The sequence below is a fragment of the Antribacter sp. NEAU-D49 genome (genome assembly GCF_057158775.1).
Window position 1 is genome coordinate 91739 of record NZ_JBXTSN010000009.1, and the last position, 14670, is coordinate 106408.

Genomic DNA, 14670 nt, shown 5'->3' on the forward strand with positions numbered 1-14670 from the left:
CGAATCTCTCACATCCCAGGTGCATCAACCGCCCTTACGGTCAGGGGTGAGAGATTGGTCCGCGAGTATCCAGGTGAGTGGTTGCAACGTATCCTGGGCGCCGGACAATCGCCCTTTCCGGGTGCCCGGGAAAACCTTGACCCGGGAGACAAATCGGTCCCGACAGCGGAGGTCTGCAACGTGTCCGACCAGGGCTCGCTCTTCCCGACAGCCATGCGCGGCTACGACCGCGAGCAGGTCGACAGCCACATGGCTCGCCTGAACCACGCCCTGGAGGAGGCCCGCCGCCAGGTCGAGGCCGCCGACGGACGGGTTGCCCAGCTCCAGCAGGACCTCACCGACGCCAAGCGGATGATCCGCGAGAACGACCGGCCGTCGTACTCGGGTCTCGGTTCACGCATCGAGCAGCTGCTCCGTTCCGCCGAGGAGCAGTCGGCCGACATCCTTGCGCAGGCCAACCAGCAGGCCGCCGACGTGATGGCCCGTGCCAAGCTCTCCGCCGGGCAGGTCCGCTCGCGAGCCGAGTCCGAGGTCGCCGAGCTGCTGTCGAGCGCGCGCCGCGAGGCCGAGGAGATCCGCACCACCACCACCGCCGAGGCGGAGGGGCACCTTCTCGCCGCTCAGCGTCGCGCCGAGGAGCTCGTCGGGTCCGCCGAGCGCGAGGCGGCCCTGATCACGAGCGGTCTGGCGACCGAGGAGAGCGAGCGCCGGGCGAGCCTGGAGCGCGAGCTGGGCACGCTCCGCGCCACCGTCGAGCGCGAGACCACCGAGCTGCGTGTCACCACGGAGCGCGAGGCCGCCCAGCTGCGCGCCCAGGTCGCCGCGGAGACCGCCGCCCAGCGCGAGGCCGCCGAGCGGGAGACCGCCGAGCTCCGCGAGCGCACGCGCCGGGACGTCGAGCAGCAGGTCGCCGAGGCGCGCCGCCAGGCGGCCGAGGCCGCGAACGCCGTCACGACCGAGCTCGAGCAGCTGCGCGAGCAGGCCCGTGCGGCGCTGGCCGAGGCCGACCTCGAGGTCGCGACGCGCCGGGAGGCCGTCGAGAACGAGCTCGCGGAGCGGCACGAGACGGCCCGCGCCGAGACGGAGCGCCTCGTCCGCGCGGCGGAGGAGCACGCCGCGGAGGCCGAGAAGCGCGTGGCCGTCGCCCTGGAGCAGTCGGAGAAGGTCCGCGCGGAGTCCGACCAGTACGTCAAGGACCTCGTGGCCGACGCCCGTCGCACCGCCGACCGCATCGTCGCCGAGGCCCGGGAGTTCGCCGACCAGACGATCGCGGACGCGCGCGCCGAGGCCGAGATGCAGCGGAGCGCGGCGTCCCGCCAGCTGGAGGACCTCACGCGCCAGCACGACTCGATCAACTCCTACCTGGACGAGCTGCGCGGCCTGCTCGGCACCCCGGCAGCCGAGGGCGCCAAGCCCGCTGCGGCCGCGGCGCCGGCGAGCACGTCGTCGCTCACGCCCGCCCAGCAGGCCCGGTTCGCGGTCGTGGGCGAGGGTTCGCAGGCCGAGCCGGCGCACGACGACTCCGACGCCCCCAAGCCGGTCGCCATCCCGCCGGTCAACCCGGCGCCGGTTCCGGTGGGCACTGCCACGATCGTCATCCCGGCCGTGAAGGCGGGCCAGCTGGCCGACGACGAGGACGCCGACGTGGCTGAGGCGGGCGAGTCCGCAGACGCCGCCGACACGGCGAAGGCCGAGAGCGAGGACGGCGTCGTCGAGGAGGCGCCCGCCTCCCGCTGACCCCGCCTCTCTCGCTGTGGGTATGGCTACGGCGTGAACTCCGAAAGGAATTCACGCCGTAGCCATACCCGCACGCGGAGAGCGGGTCAGTGCCGGGAGCGGGTCAGTGCCGGGAGCGGGTCAGTGCCGGCCCGCGGCCCGGCCGTGCAGCAGGGCGAGTGCGTCGGCGACGGCCTGCGGGTCCTCGACCGCGCTGAGGTGGCCGGCCTCCGGGACCAGGCTCAGGGCAGAGTCCGGAGCCGCCTGCGCCATGTGCTCGGCGTCGGGCACAGGGGTGATGCCGTCCTCCGCGCCCACCACCACCGCGACGGGGTGCGTGAAGCCGCGCAGCACCTCGGTGCGGTCCGGCCGCGCGGCCATCGCCCGCTGGGCCCAGGCGATGCCCGCCGGGGACTGGGCCCGGATCCAGGCCTCCAGGACGGGGAACAGGCGGCGCCGGTCCTTCAGCGACGTCTCCCCCAGCAGCTTCGCGGGCATTCCGAGGACGGCGTCGATCGACTGGGTCGACTCCGCCTCGGCGGCGATCCGCAGCCTGTTCTCCCGGGCCTCGTCCGTGTCGGCGGTCGATCGCGTGTCCACCAGGCCGAGCCCGCGGACGCTCGCCGGGTGTCGCTCCGCGAGCGCCAGCGCGACATAGCCGCCCAGCGAGATGCCGACCACGACCGCGTGGCCCTCCCCCTGCGCGGTGAGCGTGGCGTGGACCGCGTCGGCGGCGGCCTCGATGGTCGGGGCCCGGCCTGCCAGGTCGCTGTGACCCTGGCCCGGCAGGTCGACGGCGAGCACCCGGATCCCTGGGGGCAGCGCCTGCGCGCACTCGGTCCACATGCGGTGGTCGAGCGGGTAGGCGTGGAGCAGCACGAGCGGCAGGCCGCCGCCCTCCCGCAGCGTGTAGGTCGCGAGGTGGGGAGTCGTCATCGTCGTCCTCCAGGGTTGGGTGGGCGGGGCGGGCTGCTCAGCCGTCGAGCGGTCCGTCCCAGTGGGTCGGCAGAGGAAGCGGGTGGCCGGGCAGGACGTGCCCGACGATCTCGTCGAGGACCCGGCGCACGGCCGGCTCCCCCACCCACAGGTGCTTGGCGCCGTCGACGCCGATGATCTCGGCCTGCGGGACGCGCGCGAACCGGCGCCGCGCCTCGTCGGGCTGCAGGTAGTCGTCGTGCTCGGGCACGAGGACGACGAGCGGCTTGCCGGTCGCGGCCCACCGGTCGAGGTCCTCGTCCGTGGCGCGGTGCAGCGGCGGCGACAGCAGGATGGCGCCCTCGACGGCCGGGTCGGCGCCGTGCATGAGGACGAGCTCCGTGCCGAACGACCAGCCCACGAGCCAGGGTCGCGGCAGCCCGCGGAACTCGGCGAGCTCGATCGCGGCCGCGACGTCGTACCGCTCGCCCCGGCCCTCGTCGAAGGCTCCCTCGCTCGTGCCCCGGGGGGACGAGGTGCCCCGGGTGTTGAAGCGCAGCACCGCGAGGTCTGCGAGCGCCGGCAGGCGCCACGCGGCCTTGCGGTAGACGTGGGAGTCCATGAAGCCGCCGTGCGTCGGCAGCGGATGGAACGTGAGCAGCGTCGCTGCGGGGTCGGCGTCCGCGGGCAGGGCGAGCTCGCCCACGAGGGTCAGCCCGTCGGCCGTGTGCAGCTCGATGTCCTCCCGCCGGGCGGGGAGCACGGTGAGGGAACGGATCTGGTGGGCGGTCTCGGCAGTCATCGGTTCCATCTTCTCAGCGAAGGCGGGAACGGCGCTGCCAGCACGAGCTGTGCCAGTGCCGCCGGTAGTCGAGCCCGACGTCGGGCCCGCCGATCGCGTCCGACTGCCAGGCGACGACGTGGGCGGTGCCCGGCGGGATGGTCTGCCGGCAGGCCGGGCAGACGTACGGCTTGTCGGAGGAGCGGATCGCCTGGACCACCCACTCGCCGTCCGCGGCGGACTCGCTGCGGCGCCCTCCTGTGGCGCGGTCGACGTCGAGCGGTCGGTGCTCGGCCCCGTAGGGCCGGCGCTTGGAGGGGCGCTTCGGCGGCATGGGCCCATTCTCCCGCACGCGCCTGGGCGGCCGCGGTGCGTCGTCAGGCAAACCTGTGAAAGCCTGGGAGTGCCTCTCATGACCTGCCGCTAGAGTGTGGCGGTCCGCGCACTGCGCCCCGACCGAAGGACTTTCCCGTGAAGCACCGCACCACTGCAGGCCTGGCGGCCCTCGCCCTCGGCTCTGCCCTCGCCCTCGCCGGTTGTGCGAGCGACGACGCGCCCGACGCCGAGGCCTCGTCCGGTCCCGCCGTGTGCGCCCCGGAGGTGGCCCCTGCCGCCGACGAGTCCGCGGCCACCACCCCGTCGCCGACCCCCGAGGACATCGCCGCCCTCGAGGCCATCCAGGTCACCGGTGAGCCGGGCGCCGAGCCCGCGTTCGAGTTCACCGCGCCGCTCACGGTCACCGCGCCGACGGTCCGCCCCCTCAACGAGGGCACGGGCGTCGAGCTGGCCGAGGGCCAGCAGGTGTCGATCCGCTACGTCATGAAGTCCGGCGCCGACGGCTCGGTCGTCGGGTCGCAGTGGACCGAGGGCCAGGAGCCGGAATCGTTCACGCTGGGTGACGCGTCGTACCAGCTGCTCAACGACCCGCTCGTGGGCCAGAAGGTCGGCGCGCGCATCCTGCTGGCCAGCCCGGGCCAGGACGGCGCCATCTACGTGAGCGTCATCGAGGTCGTCGACGCCAAGGACGTGCCGCAGCGCGCCGAGGGCGAGCCGGTGGAGCCCGAGGAGGGCCTGCCCACCGTCGAGCTCGCCGACGACGGCATGCCGACCGTCACCATCCCCGAGGGCTACGAGGCTCCCTCGGAGCTCGTGGTGCAGCCCCTCATCGAGGGCACCGGCCCCGAGGTGACCGAGACGCAGACCCTCACCGTGCAGTACTCGGGCTGCCTCCTCGACGGCACGTCGTTCGACTCCTCGTGGAGCCGCGGCACGTCCACCTCGTTCCCGCTGAACCAGGTCATCGCCGGCTGGACCCAGGGCCTCGCCGGTCAGAAGGTCGGCAGCCAGGTGCTGCTGGTCATCCCCGCCGAGCTCGCGTACGGCGACCAGGAGAGCGGCGCCATCCCGCCGAACTCCCCGCTCGTCTTCGTGGTCGACATCCTCGACGCCACCGGCGGCGCGTGACCTTCGGCACGTCCTGACACATCGCCCCTGCTCAGAGGCCTATCGACGGCGGGTTCCCGGTCCCGGGGGCCCGCCGTCGCCGTATCGTCGTGCCATGACTTCACCCGAGGCACCGGCGCCCGACGCTCCTCCCCTGCGGGAGGTCCTCACCTGGGAGACCTTCCCCGTCGCTGTCCGCGAGCTGGCCGTGCAGGTCGTGTCGAGCGGCTTCGTCCCCGACGTGGTCGTCGCCGTGGCGCGCGGCGGCCTGGTCCCCGGCGGCGCCATGGCGTACGCGCTGGGCACCAAGGGCGTGGGCACGCTGAACATCGAGTTCTACACGGACATCGGCCAGACGCTGGACGACCCCCGCGTGCTGCCGCCGCTCATGGACACCTCCGAGCTCCCTGGCGCGAAGGTGCTCGTGGTCGACGACGTCGCCGACTCGGGTCGCACGCTCGCGCTCGTCATGGACATGCTGGCGAAGCACGGCGCCGACGCCCGCTCTGCCGTGCTCTACACCAAGCCGCGGACGATCATCCAGCCCGACTTCTCGTGGCGCGACACCGACCTGTGGATCACGTTCCCCTGGTCGGCGGAGCCGCCCGTGACCGGTGCGCGGTCGATCGACGCGTAGGTGCTCGGCTCCGGGCGCCGGCCGGTGCCGGGCTGCATGGGCTCCGCGGGCTCCGCGGTCCGGTTCGAGAACGTCATGGGGTATCGCCTCCCGCCCCGAAGCATCACCTGATGACGTTCTCGAACCTGAAAAGGTTGAGGCGTGACGAGCACGATGCACAACAACGAGGTCGCCGTCTCCGCCGACGACGTCCGGCGGACGGAACCCGGGCCGACGCCCGACAGGTGACCGCCGCCTGGGAGCGGGCGCTGTCCGCGCCGCCGTCGGTCACCCTCGCGTGGATCCACGGCGACCTGCTGCCGGGGAACCTGCTGACGACTGGCGGGGCGTTCTCGGCCGTCATCGACTGGGGCGCCATGGGCGTCGGGGACCCGGCCGCGGACCTGATCCCGGCCTGGACCCAGTTCGGTCGCCCCGACCAGACGGCGGCCCGGGCGGCGTTCCGCGAGGCGGCGCTCCCCCGGTCGGGGCCCGGCGTGGTGGACGACGCCGACGCCGCCTGGGAGCGGGGTCACGGCTGGACGCTCGTGCAGGCCGTGATCGCCGTGCCGTACTACTGGGACCGCTGGCGCGAGTTCGCCGTGGCGTGCCAGGAGCGCATCGCCGCCGTGCTCGACGACGTCCGGGCGGCCTGAGGTCGGTCGCTGCGGCGCGTCAGCCTCGCTCAGGCCGGGTCAGGACGGCCCGTCCCGGAGCCGATCAGCGGACGCAGGTCGGCAACGGCGGCGTTGACATGTCCCATCCATTCGCCGAACGTCGCAGGTCCTGTCTCGTGCCAGAGCTCGTACACCTCTGACTCGGGTGCAGCCACACGCGGGACCTGGGCGAGGAGCCACGCCGCCTTGTCGTCGGAGACCGTCTGGCGGATCAGCTCGACCGTCATGCCCTCCGTGACCGGCATCTCCCGAAGCCCGCGACCGACGAGCGCAAGCTCGAGGAGCGCGAGCACCGCCGCGCCGGCGTCGCCGTCGATGTACGACTCGCCCAGCTCGTCGGCGAGGTCGTCGAACGAGAACTCGCCGTCCACAACCTCGCCCAGCGCGTCCAGCGCCGCGTCATTCTCAAAGAGTCCAGTAGCCCATGCGCTCATGGTTCCGGACGGTACACGTGGTCACTGACACGGTCTTGAGGATCTGTCCGGGGAGAACCGCCTCACTGGCGAGCCGCCCCAACACCTTTCGGCTCGATAAACTGGAGTGCCTGCGTTGCGACCTGACGGACCCGCGCAAGTACGGCTTCAGGCGGCTGTCGCAGGTTGAGCGGCGCAGCGACGATCTCCACGCCGACGTTCTTGATTCTTCGCCGGACATCCCCACCACCGCCTGCGTAGATGAGCCAGGCGGCGGGAACTTCGAGCGCGGTGCAGTAGGCGAGCATCTGATAGTGGTCGGCGTTGGCGTACCGGCCCGTGCTTGATGCGAGCTTGTACTTCGCGTCGAACACCACGTCCGGTATCCCGTGCCCGTCGACGTGCACGACGTCGACGTTCATGAGGACGTCGCCGTGCGCGTCCTCCGGGCCCCGCCCCGTCCTGCCCTCGTTCCACGCGCCAGCGCCGGTGAGGTAGACGGGCAGTTGCCGTGCCGAGTAACCGGGGTGCTGGGCGAGAGCCTCGGTGAGTGCGGTGGCGACGAAATCCTCGAACACCTTCCACATCACGACGACGAAGGCCGACATCGTGACGCCGGTGGCGCTTGTTCGCGTCGAGCTGTGGCGCAGCAGCACCTCGGCCAAGCCCAGCGCGCCGTGGTACCGGTCGTTGAGGCGAGTGGGCTCCCATCGCGGTGTGGGTGTTCCCAAGATGAGCCGCTTCACGCCCGCGAATCGTGCGGCGAGGTGCAGCAGGCGCCGTCGGACCTCGTCGTCCAGCCGTGGCACGCCAAGCATGAGATGGACAGCCGCCAGCAGGATCTGGTTCTCGGCGATGTCCTGGCTGAAGTCGTCGTACCGCACCTCGATGGGCACGGTGTTGCCCGGTCGGCGACGGATCTGCTCGTTGAAAGCGATGCGCCCGCGCACTGTGAGAAGGGCCTCCTGTTCGGAGGTGTACCCCTGCAGGAGGCCCATCCTCAGCGCGCGCTCCACCGACGCGGCGAGGGACTGGGCCATGGCCGGCCACAGGTCTGCGTGCGCCTCGCCTACCACGGCGTCCGGGCGGAAGCCGGGGTCCTTCGCGTAGCCCAGTAGGAACATCAGGTGCGTGACGTCGAGCTTGTGGTTCGGCGTCACGTCCACCTGGAGGTCGTCAAACCGCACCGCTCCGACTCGGCCGTTCGGCATCAGCCAGTGTCGGTCGCCGCCGAGCGCGCGGACGTCGACCAGCTTCGACTCGTGGAGCAGCATCGCCTGCTCCGCTGTCAGCACGAGCTCTCGACCCTCAGAGTCGAGCTCGTCGATGGTGACGTGTCGAAATTCCATCAGCGCTCCGGCTCTGCTGAGTCCTCGCTCGCGGTGACGCGCCGCTCGATCCTCGCGCGCAATGACGACAGCCCAAACTCCTGATCGACGACGCCCGGCGACTTGGTGCCGTAGAAGTGCTCATGGAGCAGCGGCAGGATGTCGTACCGCCACACCAGGTCGAGCGCGCCGGGTTGGTCGAGGCCCTCCCGCATGAGGTATGACGGCCCGATATGCAGGTCATGTCCTCGGTGGCCTATCGCCGCGTTGAGCTCGTCGAGCAGCTCAACCCGGTCGTCGGCCAGCTGCCGGCGCCGGACGAACTCGGCGAGGACCCCCTTCACGGGTTCCCGTTGCGGGTGCATCTCGTAGAACGGAAACCGGCGCCGTATGGCCGCGTCGACGAGCGCGATCGAACGATCCGCCGTGTTCATCGTGCCGATGATCAGCAAGTTGTCCGGGATGCTGAAGGGCTTGTCCGGCTGGTACTGGAGCCGGACAGTCTCTTCCCGGTACTCGAGCAGGAAGTACAGCTCGCCGAACACCTTGGCGAGGTTCGCGCGGTTGAGCTCGTCGATGATGAGCACGTAGGGCTTCTCGCGGTTCTCTGCCTTCGCGGCCTCAGCTGCCATCAGCTTGAGCGGCCCGTCCTGCAGGGCGAAGTGCGCTTGGCCGTCCTTCTCTACCGGCCGGAACCCCTCGAAGAAGTCCTCGTACGCGTATGAAGGGTGGAACTGAACCAGCCTGACCCTGCTCGGGTCCTGCGCGCCGGCCAGCCGCTCCGCGAGCTTCTTGGCGACGAACGTCTTGCCCGTCCCGGGTGGCCCGTAGATGACGACCTGCCGCCGCTGGTTGAGCAGGTCGACCAGTTCCTGGAGCGGCGCCACCGGCATGAACAACTCGTCGGCCAGTGTCTGGGAAACGGCCGGTAGCATCGCGAGCTCGGTCTCTTGAGGCGCCTCTCCTGCGTGGTGGATATCGGCTGCTGCGTCGTCGTCAGCCATATCTACCAGCAGTTCGAACACCGCTGTCAGGTCGACGACATGGCCCTCCTGTTCCAGGGCGGCGCTGAGCTTTGTGGGGAGCGCGTCGAGCGGCGTCCGCGATTCCGCCCACAGCACTGGACGGGTCAAGAGAGGCGACTGCGCAGCCTGCGGCGGGGCGTCCGCCAGTGTCCCGGTGATGAGTCGCTGCTCGGCCAAGGCTACGACCAGGTCGCCCTCCTGCATCCTCTCGCGGAACGTGTGGAGGGCGGCTGCCATCTCGTCGCGCTGCGACGGCGGAAGGTGCGCATAGCCGCCCGCGACCAGGGTCGAGACCTCGGCCAGGGTCAACCCCGGCTCGAGCGTGAGCCTGGCTTCATCACGGAGGGTGACGCACCCCGTCTCCAGCCATCGTGCGACGTCGTCGGGAACGTCGGAGCGCACCAACCAGGCACGCGGACCGGACCAGGGACCGGACCGCCAGCGGTTCACGAAGGGCGGCTCGTACCAGGAGACAGCGCCCCCCTTCTTGCGCTCGTGCAGGGCGCGGAGTGCGACCAGGTCGCGCGTCACGTGCTTATCATCGTCACCACTCGGCGCACCGATGTCGGAGATGAGAGAGTCACGGATCTTGCGGCGATGAGCGGCGCTGACGATCGATGGGAAGACGCCGGGCCATGCCAGGTATTCAAGGTCGTAGCGGATCGACGGCGAGTCCTCGGGGACGCTCGTCGTCACCTCGCGGAAGGCGAACGGGTCCCGCAAGGCCCTGTTGGCAACGTCCGTGGGCTGGTCGAGCCAGTGGAGCACGAACCGGCACAGCCACTGCAGATGCTCGGGGGCGCGGGCGTGATAGCCCTGGCCGCCCACGAAGGCGCGCCCGTCGTCCAACCCCGCGCGCAATGCGTCCGGCAGCGACGGCGCCCCCGACATGGCGGTGAGGACGCCGTCTATGCGGTCGGCCTTGGTCGCGCCCTTCATGTCGTGCACCGGCGCGTCGCGGATGTAGAGGAGCTCGGCGGCCAGGCACAGGACGCCGTCGGACGCCCCCTCGAGCTGGTGGCTCAGGCGCTCGGCAAACCCCTGGCCGCTCGGACCGCTGCGCAGCCGCGCAGCGAGGTCGCGCGCCGTCTCGACGGACCAGCTACGCACGCCGCTGACGACGGCCGAGGTCTCGCCACGCAGGCCTGCGCCGAGCACTTCCCATGCTGCCGCCTCCATGGTGGGGCAGGTGCCCTTGCCACGGTCGACGCGCACCTCGCCCTCTCGACCGTCGCGCCAGTGCCGAAGCTCCGCGCGCTTCATCGGTGACCAGCTGTCCGGCGGGGTCCACTTCATGACGAGCCACGCGAGGCCTTGCGCATCGAGCCTGTCGCGCAAGGCAGGTTCCTGGTCGTGCCATCGTTCGAGCAGCCCGTCGCAGAGCGAGAGCAGTGCAGCGTAGCGCTCGCGTGGGGTGCTCCCTGCGGGTTCTCCGACGCGTTCCGCCCACGTCTTGCCGAGGGCTGGGCGATACGGAACGAACGACGACGGGTTGGTTCCAAGCAACATGCACGACGCGAACACCGTTCGGTCGCCTGGGCTGACGTACTCGCCCCAGCTGCCCAACCGCTCGCCGAACGCCTCCACGGCCTGAACGGTCCCTGCCGTGTACAGGTCCCCGAAGGCCCCGCGCACCTCGTCCGGATGGTCGACGATCCGGTTGCGCAACCAGGTCTGGGCGAACGCGTCGACAAGGTTCCCCGCGCCGCTCGCCTGCTTGAGGCGCTCGCCCCAGTCCGGCGCTCCGGTCGCACACGCCTCCCCGGCAGCCGCCCACTTGTCCGCAGCCTTGAGCTTGTAGTCGCGCTCCTCCGCGTCAAGGTCCACGGACTGCACGAGTTCCTGGGCCCAGAGCAGGAAGGGGTCCCAGCCGACCGACTGCGACACCCCTTCGCGCCTGGTGGCGGTGTACCGGCGGGAGATCTCGAGCCAGAGGTCGTCGCCGGAGAGTTCCTCAAGCGCTTCCGCGCCACGGTCGGTGAGCGAGTACGCGCCACTGTCGTCCCGAGCGAGCCAGCCCGCGGACGTGGCACGGGACAATGCCGTGCTTGCCGCTGTTCGCCATCTCTCCTGGCCGCTCGCATTGGTGCTCAGCTCTTGATCGGTGAGCTGGAGCCGCTCCCGGATCCCGGCCAGGACGGTGCTCGACTGGAGCGGCGCGTTCCCCTCTGCCACCACCTTCAAGGCGGTACGGGTGAGCAGGCCGCGGCGAACGCCCTCGGCGTCAGCGGCTGGGTGAGCAGAACCCGAACGGGCTACCGGCAGGCGGTAGGCGCCATTGCCCAGAAACTCCACGAGCCCCTCGTCGCGCAGGTTCTGAAGGACCCTCTGTGCAGACTCCGCCAGCGTACGGTTCTCCGGAAATGCCCGCTCGAAGGCCGGCATGCTCACGCGCAGCCACTCACCACGGGTGAACACCTCACCCGGATGCCAACGGCGCCGGATCTCGGTGAGCACAAGGTCACGCCAGCTGGTCATCGCTACCCATCCTCGTCATGTCAATGCGGTGGCCGACGGCCGTCGCCACTGCGTCCTTGGCTCGCGGGAACGGGCTCAGTCGCGAGAGGCGGCCGCAGGCATCACCGTCACGGTAACCGGGGGACGCCGCGCAGGCGAGGACTCCGATGGCTGCAGGCTCACCGCTCGGAGCACCTCGCACGCCTCCGTAGCAACCGCGGTAGCGAGGCTGGCGGGCGCTCCGCCTGCAGGATGTGACTATGACGATCCCGACGAACCCGACACGGAGGCACGCAAAGAGGCCCGGAACCGCAGAATTCCGCGGTTCCGGGCCCCTCACCAGCCCTTACGGGCTACAAGCCTCCGACGAGAACTAGAAGTCCCAGTACTTGCCCGGAGGGGGCGGGAGGGACGGAATCCTGCGGATTCTAGGGTGGACGCCTGGCACCGTGCCCTCTGCGTGCCACTCGTGTTTGAGTACGGCCCGACAAGCCACCGCCGGCCTGAACTAGCAGGATAATGTTATCCCTCAGCGGCCATTGCCGCCTCATCCCAACCGCTATTCGGTTGGCCGCAAGGACGCAGGAATGGTGGCAGTTCTTGCGCCTCAGCTCTGCGGGCACTCCAGGTTGGGTAGCGCGCGTCCCTGCTGAGGCGCGGTGTGGGGTAAATGCCTGCGTCGCGCGAATCCGTGATACCAGTTGCTGGGATCCGCAACCTCCTAGTTGGGCTGGACAGCATCGCGGTTCTCAGCTGAGGGGGTACCAACGAGCTCGATCCAACCGGACACTTGCGCCCGAATAGCCCTTCGAATGGTGCTGCGGTGTTGCGGATCATGCAGAAGGTCCCGTCGCTTCTCTCCTCGCCGCCCCTCGTCCAGCCAGGCCTCCACCTTCGCATGAGCCAGCGCTGCGTCCATTCCGCGCTCAACGAGTTCGATAACAGCGTCGCCGAGCAAGTCTGCCTCATCGAACTGCCCTGAGATCATCTGATTGATACGAGATGTGGGAACCACCACGCGAGTTAGATGGAAGGTCCAGCGCTGGACCAGGATGTTGACGCCTGGCTGAGAGAGAATTGCCTCGCGCGTGGCAGACCTAGCTTCGTCAGACTCGACGAGTTCGATTTCGTCGAACTCGATGGTCCAGTTCCCTTGCCCATCGAGGTTCGGTAGGAACATGCGGCGCGGGTGCTTGGTCCAGTCTGAGGGCACGCCGGCGGTCCAAGACTTGACCTCGGCGGCTAGCAGTCTGGAAACAAGCTCAGGTCCACGCCGCATCGAGCAGGGATGCTGCACCAACGCGACCATACGGTCGCCTGTGAGGCGCAGAACGTCGCCCGTGAAGAGCGGTCGATGAACGAGGACGCCGACCTCGTCGCCGCGGGCCTGGAAGAGGTCGTCCGCGTCCTCTGGACCCTCCAACTTGTGCTCGACAGTCAACCGTCACGCCCTTACACGGATGGATGGGATGCCGTCGTCAGCAATGAAGACCTCGAACTGGTCGTCTACTCGGGTCGTATGCCAATCCGGATCGAACTCATCGAGGACTTGAGTGGTGGTCTCTACGGACGCATGCTCGTCGTTGCCGAGTTCGAGGACCAGGTCGTAGCGCCGGGCGATCAGGAGGTCCATGGCGGAGACGGCCACACCTTCCCTCAAAGGAACTTCAAGCCACGAAACCGGTTCGCTGATCATGTTGTCCTGCAGGTACTTAAGCAGCGCGACGATGCCAGCCAACTTCAACCGGTTCGCGCCGGTGATACCCTCCCCCCGACGCCACTTCTGCACCGCTGGCACGCTAACACCTACGAGCCGCGCGACGTCCCGCCAAGCAAGTCCCTGGTTGCCAAGCTCCTCAAGTAGGGAACGTCCATCTCGAGCAGCCTCCGTATGCTGGCGCTCCTCCCAGACACGCAGGAGCGTGTCTCTGCGGAGGCCAGCAGCGCGAGGGCCGAGATCGCGAACGGTCCTGTGGAGTTGCGTAACCTCCGCCAAAACAGCGGCGCTCTCAGTCCGGCGGATTCGAACGCCCGAGAACGTTGCGACGGCACCAGTCTGAACGTCACCGATCAGATTCGTGTCACTCTGCATTGAGCACCTCCCTGCGTAGACGTTCAGTGAGCGATGCCTCGAACAACTGCTTGACGTGATTGTGAAGCGTGTCAGCCTTGGTGAGTACCGTACCCGGTTCGAGTGCCGGAACCTCCGCGCCAGCATTAGGGCTCCACGCGGCGTCGCTGTCCACTAGAAAGAACGGCCCGGGCGAAGGGACGTCAGGCCTGGCTAAGGCTGACTCGCGGACCGAGGTCGGGCCGACGAGGGCACCGTAGCGATGCGTGACCAGGACTTCTGGGTCCTCGGTCGCATACTGGATTGTCGCCTGCTGCTGCTGTGCTCGGAGCCTCCCTCCCAGGCCTTCCAACATCGGGGGTGCCAACTTCGGCTCTACCCACCTCGACCAGTCCGGCACAGCGTCAGGCACCCGGACTTCATCGATGTACCTGAGACCGATCCGCTCGACACCGTCGACCGGCGAGATGTCCATGCGGGCAGCCAGCACAACTTCGGCCAAGGCCCGAAGCCCCTCCCAAGTGTCATACTTTGTGGTCTCTAGAGTTATCGAACTGGGTCCGAACGTGACACCAGTGCGCTTGTCGCGGGTAGTGAAGCGCAGGATCGGGTCTGAGCGCACCTGGGACGTTGGCTCTCCAACGCCGACAACCCCAACGACCTCGACGCGGTTGATGGCCTCCTTGAAGGTCAGTGGCAGGACCTTCACCAGCGCCGCCTTGAGCCCAGCCTCTTCACCACGGCTAAGGGGTGGTGCGACCGGATGCGAAACCTGGAGGATGACGAGCATCAGGGGGGGGTTCCGGTACTTCGTAGTCTCCGTCACACCCTCCACGATACCGAAACAACAACCAAAGTAAATACTTGAGGCCCGTGGCCGGTGGGCGGTCGGAGCGACGGGCCGGTGCATGCGATGGCAAACCGCGCCCTGCGGGGCTGTGCACGCGTTCTCACACGACAGGGCCATGCCAGAGGTCGTCTCCCGGTCGAGCGTTCGCCTGGCGGGGCATTGCAGCAGCAAGTGTCGTGCAAGGCACCTCCAAGGACGCGTCCCTGGCTAACGCGTCGCGTCGTCCCCGTGCCGGTGCAGGCGTGGTTGCGAGTCAACCGTGACAACGAACCGGCGAGCTTGCACATCCTGGGTGCCGGGGCCGACTTGGCCAGCCCGGAACGCCTCAAGGGCAGTCCGGAGCATGCCCGGGAGTCCTCTGCGAGTAGCGACGCATCC

13 protein-coding genes are annotated in these 14670 nt (G+C 69.4%); 4 read left to right on the plus strand and 9 right to left on the minus strand.

Annotated features, from left to right (window positions below; all coding sequences use genetic code 11):
• Positions 1-180: 180 nt before the first annotated feature.
• Positions 181-1737: a DivIVA domain-containing protein gene (locus AC060K_RS09450; RefSeq protein ID WP_483765181.1), complete on the plus strand. Its 1557-nt coding sequence runs from the start codon at positions 181-183 to the stop codon at positions 1735-1737.
• A gap of 120 nt (positions 1738-1857) precedes the next feature.
• Here the strand turns inward: AC060K_RS09450 and AC060K_RS09455 are convergent, their stop codons facing one another.
• The 3 genes from AC060K_RS09455 to AC060K_RS09465 are packed head-to-tail and all read right to left on the minus strand — an operon-like array spanning position 1858 to position 3746.
• Positions 1858-2652: an alpha/beta fold hydrolase gene (locus AC060K_RS09455; RefSeq protein WP_483765182.1), complete on the minus strand. Its 795-nt coding sequence runs from the start codon at positions 2650-2652 to the stop codon at positions 1858-1860.
• Between the two features lie 37 nt (positions 2653-2689).
• Positions 2690-3442 carry an alpha/beta hydrolase gene (locus tag AC060K_RS09460; RefSeq protein ID WP_483765183.1) on the minus strand — a complete coding sequence of 251 codons (753 nt, stop codon included), beginning with the start codon at positions 3440-3442 and terminating at the stop codon, positions 2690-2692.
• A 4-nt stretch (positions 3443-3446) separates the two neighbouring features.
• Complete coding sequence (locus tag AC060K_RS09465) at positions 3447-3746, minus strand: hypothetical protein (RefSeq protein ID WP_483765184.1); 300 nt, start codon at positions 3744-3746, stop codon at positions 3447-3449.
• Positions 3747-3883: 137 nt separating this feature from the next.
• Between AC060K_RS09465 and AC060K_RS09470 the strand changes: the two genes are divergently transcribed.
• The 3 genes from AC060K_RS09470 (at position 3884) to AC060K_RS09480 (ending at position 6127) form a co-directional block, all read left to right on the plus strand.
• Positions 3884-4876 (plus strand): FKBP-type peptidyl-prolyl cis-trans isomerase, encoded by a 993-nt coding sequence (locus tag AC060K_RS09470; RefSeq protein ID WP_483765185.1) that lies wholly within the window; start codon positions 3884-3886, stop codon positions 4874-4876.
• A 94-nt stretch (positions 4877-4970) separates the two neighbouring features.
• Positions 4971-5492, plus strand: coding sequence for a phosphoribosyltransferase (locus AC060K_RS09475; protein WP_483765186.1), 522 nt, complete (start codon positions 4971-4973; stop codon positions 5490-5492).
• Complete coding sequence (locus AC060K_RS09480) at positions 5429-6127, plus strand: phosphotransferase (RefSeq protein ID WP_483765187.1); 699 nt, start codon at positions 5429-5431, stop codon at positions 6125-6127. Before AC060K_RS09475 ends, AC060K_RS09480 begins: the two co-directional genes overlap by 64 nt.
• A gap of 29 nt (positions 6128-6156) precedes the next feature.
• Here the strand turns inward: AC060K_RS09480 and AC060K_RS09485 are convergent, their stop codons facing one another.
• The 6 genes from AC060K_RS09485 to AC060K_RS09510 all read right to left on the minus strand — a co-directional run bounded on the left by AC060K_RS09485 (position 6157) and on the right by AC060K_RS09510 (position 14268).
• The gene (locus tag AC060K_RS09485) at positions 6157-6582 is read right to left on the minus strand and encodes a DUF4259 domain-containing protein (protein ID WP_483765188.1); all 426 of its coding nucleotides are present in this window, start codon (positions 6580-6582) and stop codon (positions 6157-6159) included.
• Positions 6583-6644: 62 nt separating this feature from the next.
• Positions 6645-7835 carry an McrC family protein gene (locus tag AC060K_RS09490; protein WP_483765189.1) on the minus strand — a complete coding sequence of 397 codons (1191 nt, stop codon included), beginning with the start codon at positions 7833-7835 and terminating at the stop codon, positions 6645-6647.
• A gap of 74 nt (positions 7836-7909) precedes the next feature.
• Positions 7910-11392, minus strand: a complete 3483-nt coding sequence (locus tag AC060K_RS09495) for an AAA family ATPase (protein ID WP_483765190.1) — start codon at positions 11390-11392, stop codon at positions 7910-7912.
• A gap of 700 nt (positions 11393-12092) precedes the next feature.
• Positions 12093-12812 carry a hypothetical protein gene (locus tag AC060K_RS09500; protein WP_483765191.1) on the minus strand — a complete coding sequence of 240 codons (720 nt, stop codon included), beginning with the start codon at positions 12810-12812 and terminating at the stop codon, positions 12093-12095.
• 3 nt (positions 12813-12815) lie between these two features.
• The gene (locus AC060K_RS09505; protein WP_483765192.1) at positions 12816-13463 is read right to left on the minus strand and encodes a hypothetical protein; all 648 of its coding nucleotides are present in this window, start codon (positions 13461-13463) and stop codon (positions 12816-12818) included.
• Positions 13453-14268 carry a TIGR04255 family protein gene (locus AC060K_RS09510; protein ID WP_483765193.1) on the minus strand — a complete coding sequence of 272 codons (816 nt, stop codon included), beginning with the start codon at positions 14266-14268 and terminating at the stop codon, positions 13453-13455. Before AC060K_RS09510 ends, AC060K_RS09505 begins: the two co-directional genes overlap by 11 nt.
• Between the last annotated feature and the right edge of the window lie 402 nt (positions 14269-14670).